25 protein-coding genes are annotated in these 23,669 nt (G+C 62.7%); 10 read left to right on the forward strand and 15 right to left on the reverse strand.

All coding sequences use genetic code 11. The features are described from left to right. Positions 1-99 precede the first annotated feature (99 nt). Positions 100-330, forward strand: a complete 231-nt coding sequence (locus O4H53_RS18950) for a DUF1127 domain-containing protein (protein ID WP_269366273.1) — start codon at positions 100-102, stop codon at positions 328-330. Positions 331-456: 126 nt separating this feature from the next. On the opposite strand, the gene O4H53_RS18955 is transcribed toward O4H53_RS18950, so the two are convergent. Next, complete coding sequence (locus tag O4H53_RS18955) at positions 457-888, reverse strand: PaaI family thioesterase (RefSeq protein WP_269366275.1); 432 nt, start codon at positions 886-888, stop codon at positions 457-459. Positions 889-944: 56 nt separating this feature from the next. On the opposite strand from O4H53_RS18955, the gene O4H53_RS18960 reads away from it, so the two are divergent. The 5 genes from O4H53_RS18960 (at position 945) to gluQRS (ending at position 6,218) form a co-directional block, all read left to right on the forward strand. After that, positions 945-1,730: an enoyl-CoA hydratase gene (locus O4H53_RS18960; protein ID WP_269366277.1), complete on the forward strand. Its 786-nt coding sequence runs from the start codon at positions 945-947 to the stop codon at positions 1,728-1,730. Positions 1,731-1,825: 95 nt separating this feature from the next. Next, positions 1,826-3,139: a cytochrome-c peroxidase gene (locus O4H53_RS18965; protein WP_269366279.1), complete on the forward strand. Its 1,314-nt coding sequence runs from the start codon at positions 1,826-1,828 to the stop codon at positions 3,137-3,139. A 269-nt stretch (positions 3,140-3,408) separates the two neighbouring features. Continuing rightward, the gene (gene trmFO / locus O4H53_RS18970; protein WP_269366281.1) at positions 3,409-4,761 is read left to right on the forward strand and encodes a methylenetetrahydrofolate--tRNA-(uracil(54)-C(5))-methyltransferase (FADH(2)-oxidizing) TrmFO; all 1,353 of its coding nucleotides are present in this window, start codon (positions 3,409-3,411) and stop codon (positions 4,759-4,761) included. Between the two features lie 9 nt (positions 4,762-4,770). Further along, positions 4,771-5,382 (forward strand): class I SAM-dependent DNA methyltransferase, encoded by a 612-nt coding sequence (locus O4H53_RS18975; RefSeq protein ID WP_269366283.1) that lies wholly within the window; start codon positions 4,771-4,773, stop codon positions 5,380-5,382. Beyond that, positions 5,379-6,218, forward strand: coding sequence for a tRNA glutamyl-Q(34) synthetase GluQRS (gene gluQRS / locus O4H53_RS18980; RefSeq protein WP_269366285.1), 840 nt, complete (start codon positions 5,379-5,381; stop codon positions 6,216-6,218). The genes O4H53_RS18975 and gluQRS overlap by 4 nt, the downstream gene beginning before the upstream one ends. 9 nt (positions 6,219-6,227) lie before the next feature. On the opposite strand, the gene O4H53_RS18985 is transcribed toward gluQRS, so the two are convergent. Beyond that, entirely contained in the window at positions 6,228-7,001 is a 774-nt protein-coding gene (locus tag O4H53_RS18985; protein WP_269366287.1) for a hypothetical protein, read from the reverse strand. Positions 7,002-7,059: 58 nt separating this feature from the next. Continuing rightward, the gene (gene hisI / locus O4H53_RS18990) at positions 7,060-7,416 is read right to left on the reverse strand and encodes a phosphoribosyl-AMP cyclohydrolase (RefSeq protein ID WP_240313003.1); all 357 of its coding nucleotides are present in this window, start codon (positions 7,414-7,416) and stop codon (positions 7,060-7,062) included. A gap of 74 nt (positions 7,417-7,490) precedes the next feature. Here hisI and O4H53_RS18995 point away from each other — a divergent pair, with 74 nt between their 5' ends. Beyond that, the gene (locus tag O4H53_RS18995) at positions 7,491-7,952 is read left to right on the forward strand and encodes an iron-sulfur cluster assembly scaffold protein (RefSeq protein ID WP_269366290.1); all 462 of its coding nucleotides are present in this window, start codon (positions 7,491-7,493) and stop codon (positions 7,950-7,952) included. 50 nt (positions 7,953-8,002) lie between these two features. Beyond that, entirely contained in the window at positions 8,003-9,400 is a 1,398-nt protein-coding gene (locus tag O4H53_RS19000) for a methyl-accepting chemotaxis protein (RefSeq protein WP_269366292.1), read from the forward strand. A gap of 229 nt (positions 9,401-9,629) precedes the next feature. On the opposite strand, the gene O4H53_RS19005 is transcribed toward O4H53_RS19000, so the two are convergent. The 5 genes from O4H53_RS19005 to sciP all read right to left on the reverse strand — a co-directional run bounded on the left by O4H53_RS19005 (position 9,630) and on the right by sciP (position 15,237). Continuing rightward, positions 9,630-9,758 carry a hypothetical protein gene (locus O4H53_RS19005; protein ID WP_269366327.1) on the reverse strand — a complete coding sequence of 43 codons (129 nt, stop codon included), beginning with the start codon at positions 9,756-9,758 and terminating at the stop codon, positions 9,630-9,632. A gap of 96 nt (positions 9,759-9,854) precedes the next feature. Then, positions 9,855-11,945 carry an ATP-dependent DNA helicase RecG gene (gene recG / locus O4H53_RS19010; RefSeq protein WP_269366294.1) on the reverse strand — a complete coding sequence of 697 codons (2,091 nt, stop codon included), beginning with the start codon at positions 11,943-11,945 and terminating at the stop codon, positions 9,855-9,857. Then, entirely contained in the window at positions 11,942-14,056 is a 2,115-nt protein-coding gene (gene ligA, locus O4H53_RS19015) for an NAD-dependent DNA ligase LigA (protein WP_269366296.1), read from the reverse strand. The genes recG and ligA overlap by 4 nt, the downstream gene beginning before the upstream one ends. 98 nt (positions 14,057-14,154) lie before the next feature. Then, positions 14,155-14,862, reverse strand: coding sequence for a response regulator transcription factor CtrA (ctrA, locus tag O4H53_RS19020; protein ID WP_269366298.1), 708 nt, complete (start codon positions 14,860-14,862; stop codon positions 14,155-14,157). A 96-nt stretch (positions 14,863-14,958) separates the two neighbouring features. Beyond that, the gene (gene sciP / locus O4H53_RS19025; protein ID WP_114274495.1) at positions 14,959-15,237 is read right to left on the reverse strand and encodes a CtrA inhibitor SciP; all 279 of its coding nucleotides are present in this window, start codon (positions 15,235-15,237) and stop codon (positions 14,959-14,961) included. Positions 15,238-15,357: 120 nt separating this feature from the next. Between sciP and mnmA the strand changes: the two genes are divergently transcribed. Beyond that, a complete protein-coding gene (mnmA, locus tag O4H53_RS19030; protein ID WP_269366301.1) occupies positions 15,358-16,500 on the forward strand; it encodes a tRNA 2-thiouridine(34) synthase MnmA in 1,143 nt (380 codons plus the stop codon). 100 nt (positions 16,501-16,600) lie between these two features. Here mnmA and lpxB read toward each other — a convergent pair whose 3' ends face one another. The 7 genes from lpxB to O4H53_RS19065 all read right to left on the reverse strand — a co-directional run bounded on the left by lpxB (position 16,601) and on the right by O4H53_RS19065 (position 23,065). After that, the gene (lpxB, locus tag O4H53_RS19035) at positions 16,601-17,689 is read right to left on the reverse strand and encodes a lipid-A-disaccharide synthase (RefSeq protein ID WP_443069619.1); all 1,089 of its coding nucleotides are present in this window, start codon (positions 17,687-17,689) and stop codon (positions 16,601-16,603) included. 53 nt (positions 17,690-17,742) lie between these two features. Next, positions 17,743-18,543 carry an LpxI family protein gene (locus tag O4H53_RS19040; protein WP_269366305.1) on the reverse strand — a complete coding sequence of 267 codons (801 nt, stop codon included), beginning with the start codon at positions 18,541-18,543 and terminating at the stop codon, positions 17,743-17,745. Beyond that, positions 18,540-19,322, reverse strand: a complete 783-nt coding sequence (lpxA, locus tag O4H53_RS19045; RefSeq protein WP_269366307.1) for an acyl-ACP--UDP-N-acetylglucosamine O-acyltransferase — start codon at positions 19,320-19,322, stop codon at positions 18,540-18,542. The genes O4H53_RS19040 and lpxA overlap by 4 nt, the downstream gene beginning before the upstream one ends. Further along, positions 19,319-19,789, reverse strand: a complete 471-nt coding sequence (gene fabZ / locus O4H53_RS19050) for a 3-hydroxyacyl-ACP dehydratase FabZ (RefSeq protein WP_269366309.1) — start codon at positions 19,787-19,789, stop codon at positions 19,319-19,321. Before fabZ ends, lpxA begins: the two co-directional genes overlap by 4 nt. Before the next feature lie 65 nt (positions 19,790-19,854). Beyond that, a complete protein-coding gene (locus O4H53_RS19055; protein ID WP_269366311.1) occupies positions 19,855-20,412 on the reverse strand; it encodes an OmpH family outer membrane protein in 558 nt (185 codons plus the stop codon). Positions 20,413-20,437: 25 nt separating this feature from the next. Continuing rightward, on the reverse strand, positions 20,438-22,687 hold the full coding sequence (gene bamA / locus O4H53_RS19060; RefSeq protein WP_269366313.1) for an outer membrane protein assembly factor BamA: 2,250 nt from the start codon (positions 22,685-22,687) through the stop codon (positions 20,438-20,440). Between the two features lie 252 nt (positions 22,688-22,939). Continuing rightward, positions 22,940-23,065, reverse strand: a complete 126-nt coding sequence (locus tag O4H53_RS19065; RefSeq protein WP_268873838.1) for a hypothetical protein — start codon at positions 23,063-23,065, stop codon at positions 22,940-22,942. 103 nt (positions 23,066-23,168) lie between these two features. On the opposite strand from O4H53_RS19065, the gene O4H53_RS19070 reads away from it, so the two are divergent. Further along, the gene (locus tag O4H53_RS19070) at positions 23,169-23,561 is read left to right on the forward strand and encodes a RidA family protein (protein ID WP_269366316.1); all 393 of its coding nucleotides are present in this window, start codon (positions 23,169-23,171) and stop codon (positions 23,559-23,561) included. Positions 23,562-23,669 lie beyond the last annotated feature (108 nt).

The raw sequence follows: 23,669 nt of genomic DNA on the forward strand, positions 1-23,669 counted from the left end.
TACAATGTTTCCCTAGCGTCTTTGTATGGCCTTTTGTATCAATTTATTGTAGCAGTCCGCTATATTGTGTCAATACAATTATTCGAGAAGGAGATTCCCATGACACAGGCAAGACCGACGACACCCGACGCGCTGAGCATCCTGGCGCAACCTGGCACGCCGATTGTGGCTGAGCTGGCGGTTGCCTTCGCGGTCTGCGTGACGAAATGGGCCACCCGCCGCCGCACACGACTCGCCCTCTCAAGGCTTGAGCCATGGCAGCTGAGCGACGTGGGACTGACACCCGAGCAGGCCGATACCGAGGCGTCTCGCGTGTTCTGGCGGGTCTGACTTCCCTGTGGGATCTGCCAGACCTCTTCACTGGGCCGGAGCAATCCGGCCCATTTTTCGTTTCAGGACAAACAGGTAGATGCTGTCTCGCTCAAACTGCGTGAGATATGCGGTAGCGAATGCAGATCAGACCGCCATCTTGCGGGGCGGGATGGCATAGGTCAGCGATGCCCGCGCCACCGGCGCATCCAGACCCACGGAATACAGCATCACATCGGTGACCGACAATTGCTTGCCCAGCTTCAGCAGGCGCGCCCGAGCAACCAGATCGACGCCCGCCTGCGGCTTGCGCATGAAATCAATGGAACAATTAGTCGTCACCGCCAGGGCCTGCGGGCCGATCATCGCCAACGTGACCAGATAGGCCGCGACATCCGCCAGCGCGAACATGGCGGGGCCGGAGATTGTACCTCCGGGCCGCAGGTGGCGGTCCTGGGTCAGCAGGCGCATGGTGATCTCGCCCTCGCCCACGTCGTCGATGGCGAAATCATCGGCAACCTGCGCGAAGACCTCCTTCATGAAGCTGGTCAATTGCTCTGCGGTCATGACGGCGGGCATACTTGTCCTCTCCTGCTGTGCGGGGCAAGGTGTCTTGATTGATCCGGGAGGGCAAGATGGCAATTGTAGAGACCCAGCGTCACGGCGCGGTGATGCAGCTGACGATGAACGCGCCGGAACGGCTGAATGCGCTGTCCGACGAGATGCTGGCAGCGCTGATGGAAGCGCTGGATGCCTGCGCTTCGGACCCCGAAACGCGGGTGATCACCCTGGCCGGCATGGGCAAGGCGTTCTGCGCCGGCCATGACCTGCGCCAGATGACCGCCATGCGCCAGGCCGAGGATGGCGGGGCCGCCGGTTTCAGGGATCTTTTCGAGCGGTGCAGCAAGATGATGGCGCGCATCCAGTCGATGCCGCAGCCGGTGATCGCGCAGGTCCACGGGATTGCCACCGCCGCCGGGTGCCAGCTGGTCGCCACCTGCGATATGGCCGTCGCCGCCGAAGGCACGCGCTTTGGCGTCAACGGCGTGAACATCGGGCTGTTCTGCTCCACCCCCATGGTGGCACTGAGCCGCAATATCCCGCGCAAACAGGCCTTCGAGATGCTGACCACGGGCGATTTCATCGACGCCATCCGCGCTCGCGAGATCGGGCTGGTCAACCGCGTGGTTCCGCCCGAACAGCTGGCCGATGAAACCGCCGCCCTGGCCAATCAGATCGCCGGAAAGCTCGGCGCTGCCGTCAGGATCGGCAAGGAGGCGTTCTATGCCCAGTTGCAGATGCCTGTGGCCGAGGCCTATGCCTATACCGGCGAGGTCATGGTGCAGAACATGCTGCGCGATGATACTGCCGAAGGGATTGATGCCTTTCTCGGCAAACGTGACCCGAAGTGGGATCAGTGACACTTTTGCCTGTTTCTGGCCTTGATTTCTGCAGCTTTGGCTGGAAATGACCGCGCGTTTTGGGCAAATTGCCCAAAAGCTTCAGGGGGAACAGGATGCGCGGTGCGCTGACGGCAGTATTTATCGGCTTTCTGGCTCAGACAGCGATGGCAGATCCCCTGCCCGCGCCGGTCACCGATGCGGATTTTCCCAGCTTTCCGATGGAACAGATCCTGCTGGGCCGTGACCTGTTCTTTGACCCGATCCTGTCGGGCAACCGCAATATTGCCTGTGCGACCTGCCACCATCCGACGCTGGGCACATCGGACGGCATGTCGCTCTCCATCGGCGAGGGCGGGCTTGGACTGGGCAGCCGTCGCATCGCGAGCGAGGACAACCGCCCGCATGCGCGCATACCGCGCAATGCGCCTGCCCTGTTCAACATCGGTGCGCGGGAATTCACCGTGATGTTCCACGATGGCCGGGTGGAGCGCAGCGAGAGCGCCATGTTCGGCATCCGCATGCCTGAAGGGCGGACGCTGGAAAAACCCATGCCCTCCGCGCTGGCCGCCCAGGCGATGCTGCCGATCCTCTCGGCGGATGAAATGTCGGGCCAGGCAGGCGAAAACGACGTGGCCAGCGCCGTTGACGCGGGCCGCATCCATGGCAGCGACGGGGCATGGGCAATCCTGGCCGCACGCATCGCGGCGATCCCCGCATATCGCGACCGCTTTGCCGCTCAGGGGGTGCAGGACCTGCACATCACCGATATTGCCCAGGCGCTGGCCGCCTTCATCACCACTGAATTCCGCGCCACCGACAGCCCCTTTGACCGCTACCTGCGCGACGGCGCGCCACTGTTGCCCGCACAGGCTGCCGGAATGGCGCTTTTTTATGGCAAGGCGCGCTGCAGCACCTGCCACAGCGGTCCCTTCCAGACCGATCACGGGTTTCACGCCATCGGCATGCCCCAGTTCGGGCCGGGCAAGAACACCGACAGCGCCTATGCCCGATATGCAGACCTGGGGCGCGGCAAGGTCACCGGCGTGCCGGCGGATTTCTACCGCTTTCGCACGCCTTCCCTGCGCAATGTCGCGCTGACCGCCCCTTACGGTCACAACGGCGCCTATGCCCGGCTGGAAGACATCCTGCGCCATCACATGGATGCGCTGGCGGGGCTGACCGGCTATGACCGCAGCGCGGCGCTGTTGCCGGGCGGTGCACAGCAGGAAGATTTTACCGCCCTGGACGACACCGAGGAAATGATCCGGATCGCGGCCGCCATCGAGATCCGGGATGTTGCCCTCACCGGCGGAGAAATTGCGGAGCTGTTGAGCTTTCTCGATGCGCTGACGGACGCGCGCGCGGCCCAAGGTGCCCTGGGCGCCCCCGGCGCGGTGCCCTCCGGCCTTCCGATGGACAGCCAATAGGCCTGTTCCGCCACAGGAGACTGTTTCCGAAATGAAGCCGGATTGTTGACGGATTTTCTGCTTTCAAATCTGGCGAATTTGGGGCATAAATCTGACAGCACCCGTGGGTGCATAGATATTTGGGTCGCCGTCGGCGGAAGGTCCCTCCAGGTCAGCCTCTCACTGACCGACCATTCCCGCAGCGGCGACCCCAAATCATCGCAATTCCCCCAACACACCCCATGCTGCTAGCGGTTGCCTGTCGCGCCGCCCTGCCCTACATCGCTGTCATGACACAGACACTTCATATCGTGGGCGGCGGCATGGCCGGGTCCGAAGCCGCCTGGCAGGCTGCAAACGCAGGCATCGACGTGGTCCTGCACGAGATGCGGCCCAAGGTTGGCACATTCGCGCATCAGACGGGCCTTCTGGGCGAGATGGTCTGCTCGAACTCCTTCCGCTCGGATGACGATGAACAGAATGCGGTGGGCCTGCTGCACTGGGAAATGCGCGCCGCGGGCGGGCTGATCATGGCCTGCGCCGACCGCAACAAACTGCCCGCAGGCGGCGCCCTGGCGGTGGACCGGGACCCCTTTGCCCAATCGGTGACAGATGCGCTGATGGCGCATCCGCGTGTAACGGTGGAATATGGCGAGATCACCGAACTGCCGAGTGAGGGCCATTGGATCATCGCGACCGGGCCGCTGACCTCCGGCAAGCTGGCCGAGGCCATCGCGGCGCGCACCGGGGCCGAGGCGCTGGCGTTTTTCGACGCCATTGCGCCCATCGTCTATTTCGACAGCATCGACATGTCCAAGGCCTGGATGCAATCGCGCTATGACAAGGGCGAGACCGAAGAGGAACGCACCGCCTACCTCAACTGCCCGATGGACAAGGCGCAATATGACGCCTTCATCGACGCCCTGCTTGCGGCCGACAAGACCGAGTTCCGCGAGGGCGAGACGGCAGGCTATTTCGACGGCTGCCTGCCCATCGAAGTGATGGCCGAACGCGGCCGCGAAACCCTGCGCCACGGCCCGATGAAACCCGTGGGCCTGACCAACCCGCACCAGCCCGAGGTCAAGGCCCATGCGGTGGTGCAGCTGCGCCGCGACAACAAGCTGGGCACGCTCTATAACATCGTGGGCTTCCAGACCAAGATGAAGTATGGCGCGCAAGCCGATGTTTTCAAAACAATTCCGGGGCTGGAAAACGCCAGTTTCGCGCGGCTGGGCGGGATTCACCGCAATTCCTTCATCAACTCTCCCACCTTGCTGGACGATCAGATGCGCCTGCGCAGCCAGCCCAACATCCGCTTTGCCGGGCAGATCACCGGGGTCGAAGGATATGTGGAAAGCGCCGCCATGGGTCTGCTGGCCGGGCGCATGGCCACGGCAGAGATTCTGGGCACCGATATCGCCCCGCCCCCCGACACGACGGCAATGGGCGCGCTGGTCACCCATATCACCGGCGGCGCCGAGGCAAAGACCTTCCAGCCGATGAATGTGAACTTCGGCCTCTTCCCCCCGGTCGAGGGGCTGCGCGGCGGCAGGCGGGGCCGCAAGGACCGCTACAAAGCCTATACCGACCGCGCCAAGGCGGACTGGCAAAGCTGGCTGGACAGGATCGCAGTCCCGGCCTAACCTGACTGCATGACAGGATTTCTCGACAAAGCTTACGGGACCAAAGATCCGGCTGCGACGCGCCGGCTCTATGACGATTGGGCCGCGAGCTATGAGGCCGAGATTGCCGAAAACGGCTATGCCACACCGGGCCGCTGCGCCGCGGCGCTGGCCCGGTTCACCAGCGACAAGAGCGCGCCGATCCTGGATTTCGGCTGTGGCACCGGCCTCTCCGGCCTTGCGCTGAAGCTGGCCGGATTCAGCGTGATCGACGGCATGGATCTCTCTCCCGAAATGCTGGGCGAAGCGCGCAAGAAGGACATCTACCGCGTGCTTTCTGTCGTCGCGGACACGGGCGCGCCGGTCATTCCGAAAGGTCAGTACAGCGCCATTTCGGCCATGGGCGTGATTGGCAGTGGTGCGGCACCGGTTCAGATGCTGGACAACCTGATGCATGCGTTGCCACGGGATGGAAAATGCGTTTTCTCCATTAATGACAATGCGTTGCGGGACCCGGCTTATGAAGCGCGGGTGATGGAATGGACCGATTGCGGCGCGGCACGGCTGCTGTTTCGCGAACACGGCGACCACCTGCCCGGAATCGGCATGAAGTCCAACGTATATGTACTTGAAAAAGCGTGACTTTCAGAACCCGCTTTGCACCATCTCCGACCGGCCCGCTGCATCTGGGCCATGCCTATTCCGCGATTCTGGCGCATGACATGGCGCGTGCGGCCGGTGGCGAATTCCTGCTGCGCATGGAAAACACCGACCGCGAGCGCAGCAAGGCCAAGTGGGAGGCGCTGATCCTTGAGGATCTGGCCTGGCTTGGCCTGAGCTGGTCCGAACCGGTGCTGCGGCAATCGGACAATCTGGAGAGCTATGAGGAACCGCTTGCCCGCCTGCGGGAGATGGGCCTGCTCTACCCCTGCAATTGTTCGCGCAAGGACATCCGCGCCGCCACCGCCGCGCCGCAGGAAGGGGCCTTTCCCGATCTGTACCCCGGCATCTGCAAACACCGCGATGTGAGCAGCTGGCAGCCCGGTGACGCGCTGCGCCTGCATATGGACCGGGCCCTGGCGCGTTTTGGCGGCAATCTTCCCGGATTTACCGAAACCGGCGAGAAAAACGCCGGTTTTCACCGGATCGAGGCGGAAACAGCCCTGTCGCGGATCGGCGATGTGGTGCTGTACCGCAAGGATGACGCGGTCATCGCCTATTTCCTCGCCTCGGCGCTGGATGATGTGGCACAGCAGATCACCCATGTTGTCCGGGGCGAGGACCTGTTTGATTTCACCGCGATCCAGGTCTTGCTGCTGGCGCTGCTGGGCCTGCCGGTGCCGGTCTATCACCACCACTTGCTGATCCGCGACGAAAGCGGCCGGCGCCTGGCCAAACGCGACGATGCCAGGGCCATTTCCCTGTTCCGGGCCGATGGGGCGACGCCGAAAGATATTCGTGAAAAAGTAGGCCTGTAGAGGCCAAAGTTAACCCGGAAGGCTGCGCCAAGGCTTGGGCATGATTACCCAGCGGCCATTCAGGTAGATCAGCCCGTCAAACGCCAGACCCAGGGTGTCGCCACGGGTCACGAACTTGAACCGCACGATCGGGACATCAACCTTGAAATACTGCAGCACATCCTTGTAGCCGCCGGGAAATTCACTCAGCACCGGGCGTTTCTCTGCCAGGGCGCGGGTCGTGGCGTAGACGACGATGAGGTCGTTGTGATCCGGCTTTGGCCCAAAGGCGGTTCCGGGGCCGATCTGGCTGCTCAGATCCCGCCAGAGCGCCGAGCCCAGCGGATCGGCATAGACCGCGCGCACCTCCGCCTCTGTCGGCAGCAGCGCCTGGGTCAGCGCGAGGTAATCCGCACCCGGCGCATAATACTGCATCAAGAGCGCCCGCGCCTCTGCCTCGCTCCCCGGTGCCGGGGCGGCGGAGGCGGCGGGTGACGCAGCGGCGGGTTTGCTGTTGGCGGCAACGATATCAAGCAGGCTGGCCCCTGCATTGGCCTGACAAACCTTTGCGATATTGCCCAACAGAACCGCGTTGTTCCGGGTCTCCACCGGGCGGATGTTGTCGGCGGTGGCCGCGAGATAGCCAAAGGTCCAGGCCGCGATCATCACCTGTTCGGCCGGCGTGGCATTGCCCAGCAGCGTGGCGCAATCCGCACGCGGATCAAACCCTTCGGCCTGCGCGGCCCCCATCAGCCCGGCCATCAGGCCAAGCACCGCACCGGTTCCGGCAATCTTGCACAACATGACATTCCCCCAGATGACTGAAGTTCAGGCTACAACAGCTTGGCGGATGTGGCAAAACTCAAAGTGGGGAGGAAAGCTCGATTGTCTCGCCGTCCCTGACCGCGCGGTAGAAACAACTGCGCCGCCCGGTGTGACAGGCGGGCCCGGTCTGGCGGACCAGCACCAGCAGGCAATCGGCGTCACAATCGAAACGAAAATCCACCAGCTCCTGCACATGGCCGCTGGTGTCGCCCTTGACCCAGAATTCCTGCCGCGACCGGCTCCAATAGGTGACCCGCCCGGTATCAAGCGTCTTGCGGATGCTGTCGGCGTTCATCCAGGCCATCATCAGCACTTCGCCACTCTCGGCTTCCTGTGCGATTGCGGGGATCAGACCGGCATCGTTGAAGACCAGTTGATCGGGACTAAAGGACATGGGGACCTCACGTAAAATTTTTTGCATCTTCGGCTCGGGCGTTTATGTAGGGATTGAGCGGCAAAGGGAACAGCATGTCGGACGAAACGGACCTGATCAAACTCTACTCCGCGCGGATACTGGCGCTGGCGTCAGAGATCCCGCACCTTGGCCGACTCGATGCTCCGGACATGACGGTCAAGCGCCGTTCGCCGCTCTGTGGCTCCACCGTGACCGTGGATGTCGTGATGAAGGATGGCCGGGTGGCCGAATTCGGACAGGATGTGAAGGCCTGCGCGCTGGGACAGGCCGCCGCCGCCGTGACCGGGGCCGCCGCCATCGGGGCGACACCCGCGCAACTGATCACGGCGCGCAACCAGCTGCGCGCGATGCTGAAGGACGCAGGCCCGGTGCCCGATGCCCCCTTTGACGGTTTCGAAGTCCTGACACCGGCCACCGCCTACAAGAACCGCCACGCCTCCATCCTGCTGGCGATCGAAGCGCTGTCAGAGGCTGCGGAAACTGCCGATGCCAGCGCGAAAATTAACAGATTATAAGTCAATTTCTGCAAACTCAGGGACAGGATAATCACTGGCCGGAGAACGAAATGACAGCGCATATGCGCCTCGATGCTGATACGCAGATGGACGCATTGGCAGTCGCTGCGGCCGCTCTGGGCTACGAAATTGTCGATATTTCCGGGTTTCTCGACCTGGTTGCGGAACACGGCGCATCCCAGAAGAACGCCCTGCGCGCACTTGACGAGAATACCAACGAAATGGCCGCCGCCAACAACGACGCGACCCGGCTGGTCGAAGGGTTGAGCGAAACGTCAAACCGCGCGCTTGAAACGGTCAAATCCTCGGCGACGCTGATGCGCGATGTGGGCACCAAGACACGCAGCGTCGCAGGCTGGGTCGAAGAGGTCCATGCAAGGTCCGGCGGCGTTTCGAGCACCCTTGCGGCGGTCAAGGCCAACAACAGCCAGATCGCGACCATCGCAACCCAGGTCAATACGCTGGCCATCAACGCCAAGATCGAAGCGGCGCGCGCGGGTGACGCCGGGCGCGGATTTGCTGTGGTGGCCGAAGCGATCAACGATCTTTCGCAAAAGACCAGCCTGGCGGCAAAGCAGATTTCAGACAATATCGAAACCCTGACGGACTGGATCGCCAAGCTCGGCAAGGAAGCCGAAACCGTGGCCAGCGATGCCCGCGAGGTGCTGGAACGCTCGGCAGAGACCGATTCTGCGCTCAGCCAGATGGAAGAAACCATCGCCAGGGAACATGGGCAAAGCATGCAGATTGCGGCGAATACCAAACGCGCGAAAGACGCGGTCGAGAATCTGCGCCCCGCGGTTGCCGATATCAGCGAGACCGTGCAGGAGACCTCTGTCGGGATCGAAGAGACCAAGAAACGGATGCACAATCTGGTCGAGGCCTCGGAAAAGATCGTGCAGATCTCAGCGGCGCTTGGGGGCGCCTCTGTCGATGCGCCCTTTATCGCCTATGTCACGCAGACCGCCAACGAAATCTCAGAGGCGCTGAATAAAGCGGTGGCAGAGGGCAGCATTGGTCTGGATCAGCTCTTTGACCGCGCCTATCAGCCCGTTCAGGGGAGCAACCCGCCCCAGGTGGTGACCCGCGCCACCCGATTCCTGGATGGCGTTCTGCCCGCCTTTCAGGAACCGGCGCTGAGGTTTGACCCCAAGGTCGTGTTCTGCGCGGCGGTCGATGTGAACGGCTATCTGCCAACCCATAACAAGAAATTCTCGCGCCCACAGGGTGACGACGTGGTCTGGAACACCGCCAATTGCCGCAACCGCCGGATGTTCGACGACAGGGTCGGATTGAAAGCCGGGCGGAACACGGAACCCTTCCTGCTGCAGGTCTATCGCCGTGACATGGGCGGTGGTGAATTTGCCCTGATGAAAGACCTCTCTGCCCCGCTCTGGGTTGGGGGGCGCCACTGGGGCGGCCTGCGCCTGGCCTATCGCTATGACTGAGGCCTTGCGTGACATCCGGACGTGACCCGTGAAGCCCGGAAACACCATATCGCAAAAAAAAGCGCCGCACATCCAAAGGGATGGCGGCGCAGGATCGCGTTACTCACGTGGGACCCGGTGGCGTTCGACGGGGCGGCAAACCCCTGGGCTGAACAGGACAGGCAGAGCCCCCAGCCGCATCAATTGGGACGGATGCGTCGAACGACCGGCGCGAGAGCGCAGGCAGAAATCAAACAAATGACGGCAGGTGCAATCCGACAACCAGCATGACAACCAATGCTGCCGCACCAACGGCATCCTGCAGCAACGTATCCTGGGACCGTGTCGCGATGGTTTTGAGTGTCTTGAGCATTGTCATCGGAGCCTCCGCATCTGTTGCTCCTTTGTTCTCATTTTATGAACAGGCTGTAAAGAACTTTTTAAGAACATTTGCGAACAAAATGGCGTTGCGACGCTAACCCACTGAAATCAAACGGATCGCCTCATCCTGCCGCATCAGCCACAGAAGAACACGCGCGGCCTTGCCCCTGTCACTTTCCAACGTGGCATCATCCGCCAGCAATTTGCGCGCATCCGACTGCGCCACAGCCATCAGTCCGGCCTGCCGTTCCAGATCCGCCACACGGAAACGCGGCACCCCGGATTGTGCCGTGCCGATCAGATCGCCGGTGCCGCGCATTTTCAGATCGGTTTCCGCGATGACAAATCCATCCTCCGTCTCGCGCAGTACCTCAAGCCGCCTGCGCCCCGTCTCGCTGAGCGGGTGCTGGAACATCAGCAGGCAGGTCGATGCGCCCTGCCCGCGCCCGACGCGGCCGCGCAGCTGGTGCAATTGCGCCAGCCCGAAGGTTTCCGCCCGTTCGACCACCATGATGGTGGCATTGGGCACATCCACTCCCACCTCGATCACCGTGGTGGCAACCAGCACCTGGGTTTCCCCCTGCTGAAAGGCGCGCATTGCCGCGTCTTTTTCCGCCGGAGGCATCTGGCCATGCACCAGCCCCACGACCCCCTCGCCCAGGGCCGCGCGCAGGCGTTTGAACCGCTCCTCCGCCGCGATCAGGTCGCTGACCTCGCTTTCCTCGACCAGCGGGCACACCCAATAACACTGACGACCCTCGGCAATCGCCGCGCGCAGGCGGTTCACCACCTCGTCGATCCGGTCAGTGCTGACCAGCGCGGTCTTGATGGGCTGGCGACCGGGCGGTTTCTCATCCAGCACGGAGACATCCATATCGCCGTATTGGGCCAGTGCCAGCGACCGCGGGATCGGCGTTGCCGTCATCACCAGCACATCGGCCTGCCGCCCCTTTTGCCCCAGTTCCAGCCGCTGACGCACGCCGAAGCGATGCTGTTCATCCACCACCGCCAGGCGCAGATCGGCAAAGGTCACATCGGCCTGAAACACAGCATGGGTGCCAACCAGCACCTGAATGGCACCGCTGGCAAGTGCGGCCAGCTTGGCCTGCCGCTCCGCGCCCTTGTCCCGGCCGGTGAGAATCTCCAGCACCACGCCGGCCTCTTCGGCCAAGGGCTGCAAGCCCTGCAGATGTTGCCGGGCCAGGATCTCCGTCGGGGCCATCAGCACACCCTGACCGCCCGCTTCGACCGCGCCCAGCAGGGCGAGGAAGGCGACCAGCGTCTTGCCCGCGCCCACATCGCCCTGCAACAGGCGGTTCATCCGCTGCGGGCTGGCCATGTCGGCGGCAATCTGGGCCACCGCGCGGGTCTGCGCGCCGGTGGGCGCAAAGGGCAGCGAGGCCAGAACGCGCGCCTGCAGATGGCCGTCGCCGATGGTCTCCCGGCCCTTCTTGCGGCGTTCCTTCTGCCGCGCCAGGGCCAGGGTGATCTGATGGGCAAAAAGCTCGTCATAGGCCAGGCGCGCCCGCGCCGGGGCGGTCAGGGCCAGATCGCCCAGGGTCTGCGGCGCATGTGCCGCCGCAACCGCCGCCTTGAAATCGGGCCAGCCCTCGCGCGCCTTCTGGCCGGGGTCGATCCATTCGGCCAGATCGGGGGTGCGGGCCAATGTGGCGCGGGTCGCCTTGAACATCAGCTTCTGGGTGATGCCACCGGTCAGCGGATAGACAGGCTCGAAAGCCGGGATATCGCCCGCCTCTTCTTCCGGCACGGCGAAATCGGGATGGACCATCTGGGGGATCCCGTCAAAAAGCTCCACCCGGCCCGATACGATGCGCCGCGCGCCCGGGGGCAATTGCCGGGTCCAGTAATCGCCCCGCGCATGGAAAAACACGAGCTGAAAGCTGGTTTCTGCATCCTCCACATGAATGCGGTAGGCGCCGCCCTTGGTCCGGGCCGCATGATGGGCCCCCACCGTCACCGCCACGGTCAGCACGGCGGGCAGATGCGCGTCCTTGACCGTGCTGCGCAGGCTGCGGTCGATGCCGGAATAGGGCAGCGTGAACAGCAGGTCCCGCGGTGCGGTCACATCCAGCTGCCCAAGGGTCTGCGCGGTCTTGGGGCCCACGCCCTCCAGCGTCTCAAGCCCCGCAAAGAGCGGGAACAGCGTTTCGGGCCTGCCCTTCATGAAGCGCCGATCAGGGCCAGCCAGCCATCCTCATCCAGGGTTTCGATCCCAAGTTCCGCCGCCTTTTTCGCCTTGGACCCGGCACCGGGACCGGCAACAAGGATATCGGTCCTGGCGCTGACCGACCCGGCGACCTTGGCACCCAGCCGTTCGGCGCGTGCCTTGGCCTCGGCCCGGGTCATTTTTTCAAGGCTGCCGGTAAAGACCACGGTCTTGCCCGCCACCGGGCTGCCCGAGGTGTCGGCGCGTTTGGCCTCGGCCACAGTCAGATGGGCCACCAATCGGTCGATGGAGGCGCGCTCGCGCTCCTGCGCGAAGGCCTTGACCAGCGATCCGGCCATGACCGCCCCGACACCGTCGATGCCGATCAGGTCTTCCCATGCCGGGCCGGACTGGTCTGCGGCGGCGTCCATCGCGGCCTCAAGATCATGCCAGGACCCGTAGTGCAGCGCGATCAGGTTCGATGCCGACTCGCCCACATGGCGGATGCCCAGCGAGAACAGCAAACGGGAGAAGGCGATATTGCGTTTGTCTTCAATTGCCTGGAACAGGTTCGTAGCTGATTTTTCGCCCCAGCCCTCACGATTCTTGAGCTGCTGGACGCCGGAGCCATAGCGGTCCCGCAGGGTAAAGATATCGGCGGGTTCGGCGATCCAGCCATCGGTATAGAATTGTTCGACCTGTTTCGCGCCCAGCCCCTCGATGTCGAATGCCGCGCGGGAGACGAAATGCTTCAGCTTCTCCACCGCCTGTGCCGGGCAGATCAGGCCGCCGGAGCAGCGCCGTACCGCATCGCCCGGCTCGCGCACCGCGTCAGAGCCGCATTCGGGGCAGGTTTGCGGAAAGACATAAGCGGCGCTGTCCCCGGGGCGTTTGGACAGGTCCACATCGGCCACCTTGGGGATCACATCCCCGGCGCGATAGACCTGCACCCAGTCACCGACGCGAATGTCCTTGCCGCCGCGGATTTCCGCGCCCTTGCTGTCAAAGCCCTTGATGTAATCCTCATTGTGCAGCGTCGCGTTGGAGACAACGACGCCGCCCACGGTCACCGGATGCAGCCGCGCCACCGGTGACAGCGCCCCGGTGCGCCCGACCTGAATGTCGATCCCCTCCAGCCGGGTCCAGGCCAGTTCCGCGGGAAATTTGTGGGCGGTGGCCCAGCGGGGGGTGGTGGAGCGAAAGCCCAGCCGCTCCTGCAAGGCCAGATCGTCCACCTTGTAGACCACGCCGTCGATGTCATAGCCCAGCGTGGCGCGCTGCAGCTCGATCTTTGCGTAATGGTCCAGCATCTCCTGCGGCCCGTCGCAGAGCACGGTCAACGGGTTGGTCGAGAACCCCAGTTCGCTCAACCGCCGGATCGCCCCCATCTGGGTGTCGGCAAGCGGGGCGCTGAGCGCGCCCCAGGCATAGGCAAAGAAGCGCAGCGGGCGTGATTTGGTGATGCTGGCGTCCAACTGCCGCAGCGATCCGGCGGCGGCGTTGCGCGGGTTGGCAAAGGATTTGGCGCCTGCTGCCACCTGCCGTTCATTGAGCGCCTCGAAATCTTCGTGGCTCATATAGACTTCGCCGCGCACCTCCAGCAGGTCGGGGGCGCCTTCGATCCGGGCGGGAATATCGTCGATGGTGCGGGCATTGGCGGTGACGTTCTCGCCCACCGCGCCGTCGCCCCGCGTGGCCGCCTGCACCAGCGCCCCCTTTTCATAGCGAAGCGAGAGGGAAAGCCCGTCAATCTTTGGCTCGGCGGTGTAGCGCAGCGGTGCCTTGTCCCCCAGCCCGAGGTATTTCCTGATCCTGCCGTCGAATTCGGCCACATCTTCGGCCTCAAAGGCATTCGAAAGCGACAGCATCGCCACCGCATGGGTGACTTTGGAAAAACCATCTGCCGGAGCGGCCCCCACCTGTTCCGACGGGCTGTCATCCCGTTTCAGATGTGGAAAACGCGCCTCGATCTCTGCGTTGCGCCGCTTGAGCCTGTCGTATTCCGCGTCGGAAAGCTCCGGTGCATCGGCCCCGTGGTACGCGGTATTTGCATCCGCAAGGGCCCGGGCCAGCTCCGCAAGCGCCGCACGCGCCTGATCCTCTGTCAGAGTCTCGATTTCAGATGTCAAAAGACCTGCCCCCCGAACGTCACCTTATCCCGCTTTAGATAAGTTGCCCGGATTGGCAGGTCTAGGGCCTGTGGACATTCATTTTCAGCCCGCAGCGTTCAGCCGGTGGCGGCCAGGTTGACCTCTGACGGTTCGGGATCGCGCAGGACATAGCCCCTGCCCCAGACCGTTTCGATATAGTTCTGTCCACCTGTCGCAGCGCTCAGCTTCTTGCGCAGTTTGCAGATGAACACGTCAATGATCTTCAGCTCCGGCTCATCCATGCCGCCATAGAGATGGTTCAGGAACATCTCCTTGGTCAGGGTGGTCCCCTTGCGCAGGGACAAGAGTTCGAACATCTGATATTCCTTGCCGGTCAGATGCACGGCCTGATTGTTCACGCTGACCGTCTTGGCATCCAGGTTCACCGCAATCTGGCCGGTTTCGATGATGGATTGTGAATGCCCCTTTGACCGGCGGATGATCGCATGAATGCGCGCCACCAGTTCCTCGCGGTGAAACGGCTTGGTCAGATAGTCATCCGCGCCGAAACCAAAGCCCTTGATCTTGTTTTCCGTATCGTCGGAGCCGGAAAGGATCAGGATCGGCGTCTCGATCCGGCTGACCCGCAACTGGCGCAGCACATCATGGCCGTTCATGTCCGGCAGATCGAGGTCCAGCAGGATCAGATCGTAGTCATAGAGCTTGGCAAGATCGATGCCCTCTTCGCCGAGGTCGGTCGCATAGACATTCAGATTGGCATGGGTCAGCATCAGCTCGATGCTGCGAGAGGTCGTTGGGTCGTCTTCTACAAGCAGTACACGCATAACATTCTCCGACTCTCTGAACTGGTACTTACGAAATATCGTGAACAAAAAAGGTTAACTACCCGTTACCATATGTAGCAGCGCAGAACCAGCAACTTAAAGTTGTCTATACTTTTGCAGCGCAGTTGTCTTCAGCGCCGCCTCCCCATGCTCGGTCACGGCGCGCAGCCATTCGATGAACTCCTCCTCGCTCAGCTGATAGCGTTCCAGCGCCTCCTCCTGCGTGATCAGCCCATAAACAACGCCCCGCACCACCGCCGCCTTGCGCGATGCCACCCAGCGCCGGGTGGAGGACGCGGGCAGATCGGCCCGCGACAGGACCGTCCCATCGGCCAGTGTCACCGATCGCGGTCCATGGACTTTCTTGAGGTACATCAGATCATTCCGTCGTTGCACCTCTCCAATCTGCCGTTCCGGCCTTAACGCAGGATGAAGCCCCCCCTTGTGAGTAGGTCGCATTTTCCTATATTCGCAAGGAAACCCCCGGAGAATACGATGCCCCTTGACCAGACACCGCCCCTGAACTCGCTTGGCTTTGCCAAGGCCCCCGCCGACACGCGGGTGGTCGTGGCGATGTCGGGCGGCGTCGACAGCTCCGTGGTGGCCGCCATGCTGGCCGAAGAAGGCTACGACGTGGTCGGCGTGACGCTTCAGCTCTACGATCACGGCGCGGCGCTGGCCAAGAAGGGCGCCTGCTGTGCCGGGATCGACATCCACGATGCCCGGCGTGTGGCCGAGGACATGGGATTTCCACATTACGTGCTGGACTATGAAAACGTCTTCAAGGACGCGGTGATCGACGAATTCGCCGACAGCTACCTTGGCGGGGCCACCCCGGTGCCCTGCATCCGCTGCAACGAACGGGTGAAATTCAAGGACCTGCTGGAAACCGCGAAGGATCTTGAGGCCGATTGCATGGCCACCGGTCACTATATCCAGCGCAAGATGGGCGCGAAGGGCCCGGAACTGCACGCCGCCGCCGACGCCAGCCGCGATCAAAGCTATTTCCTGTTCTCGACCACCCCGGAACAGCTGGACTATCTGCGCTTTCCGCTGGGCCATCTGCCCAGCAAGGACGACACCCGCGCGCTGGCGGCCAAATACGGGCTCAGCGTTGCGATGAAACCCGACAGCCAGGACATCTGCTTTGTCCCCAATGGCGATTACGCCAGCGTGATCCGTAAACTGCGGCCCGAAGCCGCCAATCCCGGCAATATCGTGGATACGGAAGGCAATGTGCTGGCCCGCCACGACGGCGTGATCAATTATACCATCGGCCAGCGCCGTGGCCTTGGCATCGGCGGGCTGGCTGATCCTCTTTATGTGGTCAAGCTGGACGCAGAGCGCAAGGAAGTCGTGGTGGGGCCCAAGGCGATGCTCGCCACCCGCACCGTGCCCCTGCGCGAAATCAACTGGCTGGGCGATGCGCCCCTGACCTCGCGCGCCGAATGGCCGATCGCGGTGCGCGTCCGCTCGACCCGCCCGCCGCGCGACGCCATCCTGCGCCCGTTGTCCGACACAACAGCAGAAGTCGAACTGCTGACCCCGGAGGAAGGCGTGTCACCGGGACAGGCCTGCGTGTTCTACGACCCCGACAGCAGCCGCATCTTTGGCGGCGGCTGGATTCACAAGGGCTGACCGCCCCTTTTCTTTTTGGCAAAATATATCCCGAGGAGTTTGAGGAGCAGCGCTCCTCATTCATTCATGGATCGAATCGCGCGTCAGCGCGGCCTTTGGATCACATCGCCTCCAGCACCGCCCTTGCTGCCCTTAAACCCGGTGCCTCGCCACCCTTGCCCAGGCGCTCCATGGTCAGCGCCATCGCGGCCTGCTGCGCCTCCGGGTTGGCCAGCACCGCCTGCAGGCCTTCGGCAATCCCCTCCGCCGTGCAGTCGGGGCCAAGGTATTCGGGCACCACACGGGTGTCGCTGACCAGATTGACCAGCGTCACCGTGTCGATCAGCGCAATCGCCTTGACGATGCGGAAGGTCAGCCAGTTCACCCGGTATCCGATCACCATCGGTGTGCCGGCTGCCGCCAACTCCAGCGATACGGTGCCCGAGGCCGCCAGCGCCGCATCGGCTGCCCGGAAGGCCGCGCGCTTGCGTGCCCTGGCATCCCCACCATCGCGCGGGTCCAGCACCAGCGGGTCACCGGGCCAATCCGCCACTGCCGCGCGCACCTCGTCAGCAACCGACGCTGCGGCGGGCACGACCACGCGCATCTGCGGACGACGCGCCAGCAGCAGCCCCAGGGCATCGCCGAACACCGGGCCGAGGCGCGCCACCTCTGCCTTGCGCGAACCCGGCAGAACCAGGAGGAAAGGCGCGTCGCCAATGCCACTTTCGGAGCGAAAGGCGCTGACCTCCTCATCCGTCGCAACGGGATCGGTAACCACCGGATGGCCGACGAAATCACAGGCCATGCCTGCGGCCTGCATCAGCGGCGGCTCGAAGGGCAGCAGCGCCAGCACATGGTCGATGTATTTCGCCATATGGGCCGCCCGGCCGGGCCGCCATGCCCAGACCGAGGGGGCCACGTAATGCACCGTCCGGATGTTGCTTTGCGCCTTCACCAGCTTTGCGACGCGCAGGGAAAAATCGGGGCTGTCGATGGTGATCATCACATCGGGCTGCATTTGCAACACCGCATCGGCCGTCTGGCGGATCCGCGCCTTGAGCGACCGGTACCTGGGCAGGATTTCCGCCAGCCCCATGATGCTGAGCTCGGCCATGTCAAAGCGGCTTTGCAGGCCTTCGGCGGTCATGTCAGGCCCGCCGATCCCTTCAAAAGTCACGTCCGGGCGCAACGCCTTCAATCCGGCCATCAAGGCACCGCCCAGCTTGTCGCCCGAAGGTTCACCGGCAAGAATAAAGACTTTCACCCCTCACCCCCACGCCGGGACCACAGGACAAGGCCGAATTCATCGGCCAGGCGCACGCATTCCTCGCGGTCCAGCACGATCACATCGCCCGCATCGACAATCACCCCGGCCAGACCGGCGGCATGGGCGGCGCGCAATGTCTCGGGGCCGATGGTGGGCATGTCGATCTCGCGGATCTGACCGGTCTTGGGCCCCTTGCAGAGGATCGCGTTCATCTCCCGGACGCGGGGTGGCAGGGTCTCCAGCAGATGCGCCGTGCCGCCCATGGCCTCGACCCCCAGAACCTGTTCCCCCCCGATGACACAGGCCTGACCGATGTCGAGCGGGGCCAGACCCGCCAGCACCGCCTCGCCGCGCGCGGCATCGCGGCGCATCTGCGCATCGGGCCAGGCGTCGGACAGGACCCCCGGGAGGGCCACCAGATCAGGCACCAGCATATCGGCGCCCAGAACCTCGAATCCGGTCTGTTCGAAGATCTCCTTGATCACCTGCAGGGCCCCATTGTCCCCGGCGGCAAGCGCCTTCTGGAACATCGGGACAAGTGGCCTGGTTTCATCGTCCAGCGCCGCCGGATCAAGCGCGGGCCGGTCCACGCCACCGCAGAAACAGACCTGCGTCACCCCCCGCTGGCCAAGTTCGATCAGCAGCGAGCCCAGGGTTTCCAGCCGGAAGGTCAGATCCACCGCAAGAGTGTCCGGCGGCGTGCCTTCCAGCGCGCAGATCAGCGGTGCGCGATCCTGCGCCGCCACAACCTGCGCCGGCAGTCTGCCGCGCCCTGCAATCAGCGCCAGTGTCATTTCGGGGTCAGGAAGTGGCGGTCGGTCTCGGCGGTGATGAACTCGACGATCCGGCGCACGTAATCGCTGTCGGTCTCTTCGCCCAGCCGCACGGCTCGGTCCTGAAAGGTGCCTTCGCCCTGTGCCAGCATCTGATAGGCCGCCCGGAGCGCGGTGATATCGGCACGCGACACGCCCTTGCGTTTCAGACCGATCAGGTTCAGCCCCTCCAATTCGCCCTTGGGGGCCTGCACAAGGCCATAGGGGATCACGTCATTGGTGATCTTGGTCATCGCGCCGATGATGGCGCCACGGCCCAGGCGGACCCATTGATGCACACCGGAGAGACCACCGAGGATCACGTCATCCTCGACCACGCAATGCCCGGCAAGGCCCGAGTTGTTCACCATCACCACACGGTCGCCGACGATGCAATCATGGGCCACGTGACAGCCTGCCATGAACAATCCGTCATCGCCGACCCGCGTGATGCCGCCGCCCGCATCGGTCCCGCAATTCATCGTTACATGTTCGCGGATGCGGTTACGCTCTCCGATCACAAGGGCTGTCTTTTCGCCGCGGAACTTCAGATCCTGGGGGATCTCGCCGATCACCGCAAAGGGAAAGATCACGGTGCCAGCCCCGACCACGGTATTGCCGGTGACCACCACATGGCTTTTCAGGATCACATCCGCCTTCAGCACAACCTCCGGCCCGACCACGCAGAACGGGCCGATCTGCACCGAAGCGTCGATCTGCGCGCCGTCCTCGATGATGGCAGAGGGGTGAATGTTGCTCATGATGCCTCTTTCGAAAGATCGACCATCGCCATGAATTCCGCCTCGGCGGCCATTTCGCCGTCGACTGTCGCAACCCCGCTGAAACGCCAGATCTTGCCACCTGCCTTGCCGCGCAGGGTCTTGAGGTCCATCCGCAGCACGTCGCCCGGGACCACCTTGCGGCGGAATTTGCATTTGTCGATGGACATGAAATAGATCAGCATGTCGCGGTCCACGATATCCAGCGCCACGCCCAGCATGACCCCCGCGGTCTGCGCCATCGCCTCTACGATGGTGACACCGGGCATGATCGGCGTGCCGGGGAAATGCCCCTGGAAATGCGGTTCGTTCATCGTCACGTTCTTGTAGCCGACAGCGGACGCGGTTCCGTCGATCTCTTTTACCTTGTCCACCAGCAGAAACGGATAGCGGTGCGGCAGGATACGCTGGATCATCTGGATGTCAGCGCTTTGTTTTTCTTGGTTCATTATATGTCCTTCGCGTCACGTACCGTACAGGGCTAGCAATTCTGTGGCACTGGGGCAATATCGGCTCAGCGGTCTTCCGCACCGGCGCCGTCACCCAATGTTTCATTCAGCAGCGCAATCGCCTCTTCGGTGATCTCGATCACGGTGGCGCTGGCAAAGACCGACCGCCGCTCAAGGATCACGGCAGCGCCGGCCTCGCGCATCAGCTGCTCGAACACCGGTGCCGCGGCCTGCTGGAACTTGCCTCTTTCAACGTCAAGCTGGGCGCTCAACTCGCGGAACTTGGCATCCTGCGCGCTCCGTGTCTCTTGCACCTTGGCGTCAAACGCATCTGCCAGGACGCGGAAGGCCTCCGGTGTCATCTGTGCACGCTTTTCGGTCAGCGCGCGTTCCTCGGTTTCAAGCTGGGCTTCGATCTCGCGGTTTTCACTTTCCAGCGCCGAGAGCTTTTCGCGCTCTTCCGCCGCAACCCTCTTGCCGAAATCGCTTTGCTGGAAGACCCGCTCGGAATCGATGGTCAGCACCGGGCTGACGACCGATCCCCTTTCGGGCGCAGCCGCCGGACCCGCCGTCGACTGGGCAGCCAAGGGTGCGGCGCAAAGCAGCGCCAGCATCAATGCCATGTGTTGGGCCAAGCGCCCCATCGGATCAGAATTCCGTGCGGAGCGTGAATTCGAAGCTTTGTTCCTTGTCGAAGACTTCTTTCTTCAGCGCCTTGGAGAAGTTGAACTGCAACGGACCAACAGGCGTTTCCCAGAACAGCGAGAAACCAATCACATGCCGGAAGGATCCGCTTTCCCCGACCACGGTGCCGCCGTTGTAATTGACATCGCTCAGATCCCAAAGATTGCCGACGTCATAGAACACACCGCCGGAAATCCCGTATTCCTCGGGCAGGCCCAGGGGGAACTCCACATCAAACCGTGCCGCCAGATACAGGTTGCCCCCCAGCGGATCGTTTGCAGTACCACCGATATCGCGCGGACCGATGCCGCCCGATTCAAAGCCGCGCATGATCGAGGGCGACAGCAGGAAACGGTCTGTCACGCGGTTGTTGCCGCTGCGCCAGGCCAATGCACCACCTTCAAGCGAAGCGCGCAGGGTGATGTCTTCGTTGAAGATGCGTCTTTCGCCCACCACCTTCGCCGTTGTCTTGATGAACTTGTTGTCACCGCCCAGCCCGGCGAAATCCTGGCCGAACTCCAGCAGTACGCCCGATGTCGGGTCCAGCCCGGAAAGGCGCGTGTCATAGCTGAAGGTATAGCCCAGTGAGGACGAGAACAGCGCGCCCGCCGCGATGTCATCAGCGATGGTCAACCCATGCACCGGCACTTCGCGTTGCAGCATTTCAAGCTCTTCGGCGGTGTAGCGCACCTGCAGCTTGCTGTTTTCCGACAGCGGGAAAGTCAGCTTCGGCTGCAGCAGAAGGCGGTTGGTGTCATAGGAGGTGAAGGAAGAATCGGTTTCCGCATAGTCCAGCGTCAGGCCAAAGGACAGGTCACGGCCCAGCAGCCTGGGTTCGACAAACGTGACGCCATAGCGGGTCGCATCCTCGGCCGTCGAGACCGTCAGCGAAAGCCGCTGCCCGCGTCCGAGAAAGTTCTGCTCGGCGAAGCTGATGGCAAAGCCGATACCGTCGCTGCTGGAGAAAGAGCCGCCGAAGTTAAGAGAGCCTGTCGGCTTCTCTTCGACGTCCACATCCACGACCACCTGTTCACCGCTGCTGCCCTCGCGGGCGTTGACCTCAGCCTTTTCGAAATATCCCAGGGCGCGGATGCGTTCTGCGGCCTGCCGGATTTCACGGGGGTTGAATGGGTCACCTTCCACGCTGTCGAACTCGCGCCGGATGACACGGTCAAGCGTCGTGGTGTTGCCTTCGATGTCAATCCGCTCGACAAAAACGCGCGGACCCCTGCTGATCACATAGGTGACATTCAGCGTCAGGTCGCGATCGTTGCGGTCGATGCGCGGCTCAACCCGCATGAAATCCACGCCGTCACGGATCGCCTGCCGTTCGATACGGGCGATATCCGCCTCGACCAGGGTCGGGGAATAGACCGCGCCCGGCCGGATCTTGATGATATTGCGGTATTTCGCGGCATCCACGCCGTTCATCTCTGAAACGACATTGATCTCACCAAATCGGAATTGCTGGCCCTCGGTGATGTTGTAGGACACGAAATAGCCGTCGCGTTCCTGGGTAAGCTCGCCGTTCACCGCCGTGGTGCGCATGTCGACATAGCCACGCGACAGGTAGAAATCGCGCAAAAGCTGTTTGTCGACTTCGACCCGGCTTTCGACAAAGGTGTCACGCTTGATCAGGCGGCGGAGCAGGCCTGCCTGCTTGGTGCCGAGGACCTGGCGCAGGCGGCGGTCGGAATATTTGCGGTTGCCGACAAAGCTCAGCCGCTCGATCTCGACGTTGTCGCCTTCGAAGATTTCGAACACGAGGTCGACGCGGTTCTGGTCGCGGCGGATGATGCGCGGCTGGACCCGTGCAGAAATCCGGCCCTCGTTGCCATAGGCTTCGGCAATGGCGGCGGCATCCGCTTCGGCCTGTGTCGGGTTGAAGACACGGCGTTCCTGGGATTGGACAATCTGGGTCAGGACCTCGTCCTTGATCCGCCGGTTGCCCTCAAAGCTGACGCGGTTCAGCGTTGGCAGTTCCGTCACCGTGATGACCAATGTGCCGCCCCGCGGTTCAATCGCCACGGTTTCGAACAACCCGGAGTTCTGCAGGGCCTGGTAGGCATCGTTCAACTGGCCACCGCTGACCGGCTGACCACGTCTGATTCCAGCCCGGGCGATGATGGCGCTGTCACCGATCCGTTCGTTGCCGTTGATCACGACAGAATCGAAACGGTATTCCTGTGCGGTCAATTCCGCGGCTGGCGCCATCCAAGCTGCTGACAAAAGGGCATAAACCGATGCCCCGCGCAAAAACGCACCTACATGCCCTGCCCCTGTCCGCTTGCCAGGACCACCGCCCCTCGTCCTCAGTCTCATGGTTCAAACCCAATTTTGCGACATCATTGGAAACCTGAGTACGTAGATTATCCGCCTTTGTCAAAAGCACAGCGCCAAAAAATGCACCACATCATGCAGTGCATTTCAAAGTTGTAACATCATTCAGTGGTGGGATGGCCGAGATCAGAGAGACCCGACGTAGGCACCGGCCGCAAGAGCGAGCACAATTGTGCTGACATAAAGCGCGCGGTCCCAGTTAAGGTCCATCAAAAGGCTCAGGCCGCGATAGGAACGTTGAATGGCTTGCATGGGGCATTCCTTTGATTGCCCGATACACTTAACAGATGAATATGACCCGATTTGGGCGAATTATGGCTTTTTCGGGGCATTCGAAAACCGCAAAGGAAAGCCTGTGACAAAACATGCGTTGATACCACCTCAGGTCCAGGCCGCCGCCGAGGCGCTGCAGATGTCACCCGGCATTGTCTCCGGCGACCTGATCTTTCTCACCGGCACCACCGGATCGGGCCCCGATGGCCAAATGCCCGCCTCTGCCGAGGCGCAGTTTCGCGCGGCATTCGAAAAGATCGGCTTTGTTCTGGGCCATGCCGGGGTCGATCTGAATGCCGTGGTGGAGATGACCAGCTATCACATCGGCTTGCGCGATCACTTCGACCTCTTCGACAAGGTCCGGCGCGAGGTCTTTGCCGCGCCCTACCCGGCCTGGACCGCAGTGGAGGTGGCAGGCATCCGGCGTCCCGGCGCAGTTGTGGAAATCAGGATCATCGCGTCGCTGGAGGGCTGAGCACCTCTAGGTCGTGTTGACATTCATTGTCGCCCACCCGTTTCAGTCCAAAATTGCTCAGTTCCAGGCAAGAGAGCGCAGGAATAGCCAGCTATTTCAAGCTCTCTT

This window comes from Sulfitobacter sp. G21635-S1 (assembly GCF_027213915.1).
Taxonomy (GTDB): Bacteria; Pseudomonadota; Alphaproteobacteria; order Rhodobacterales; family Rhodobacteraceae; genus Sulfitobacter.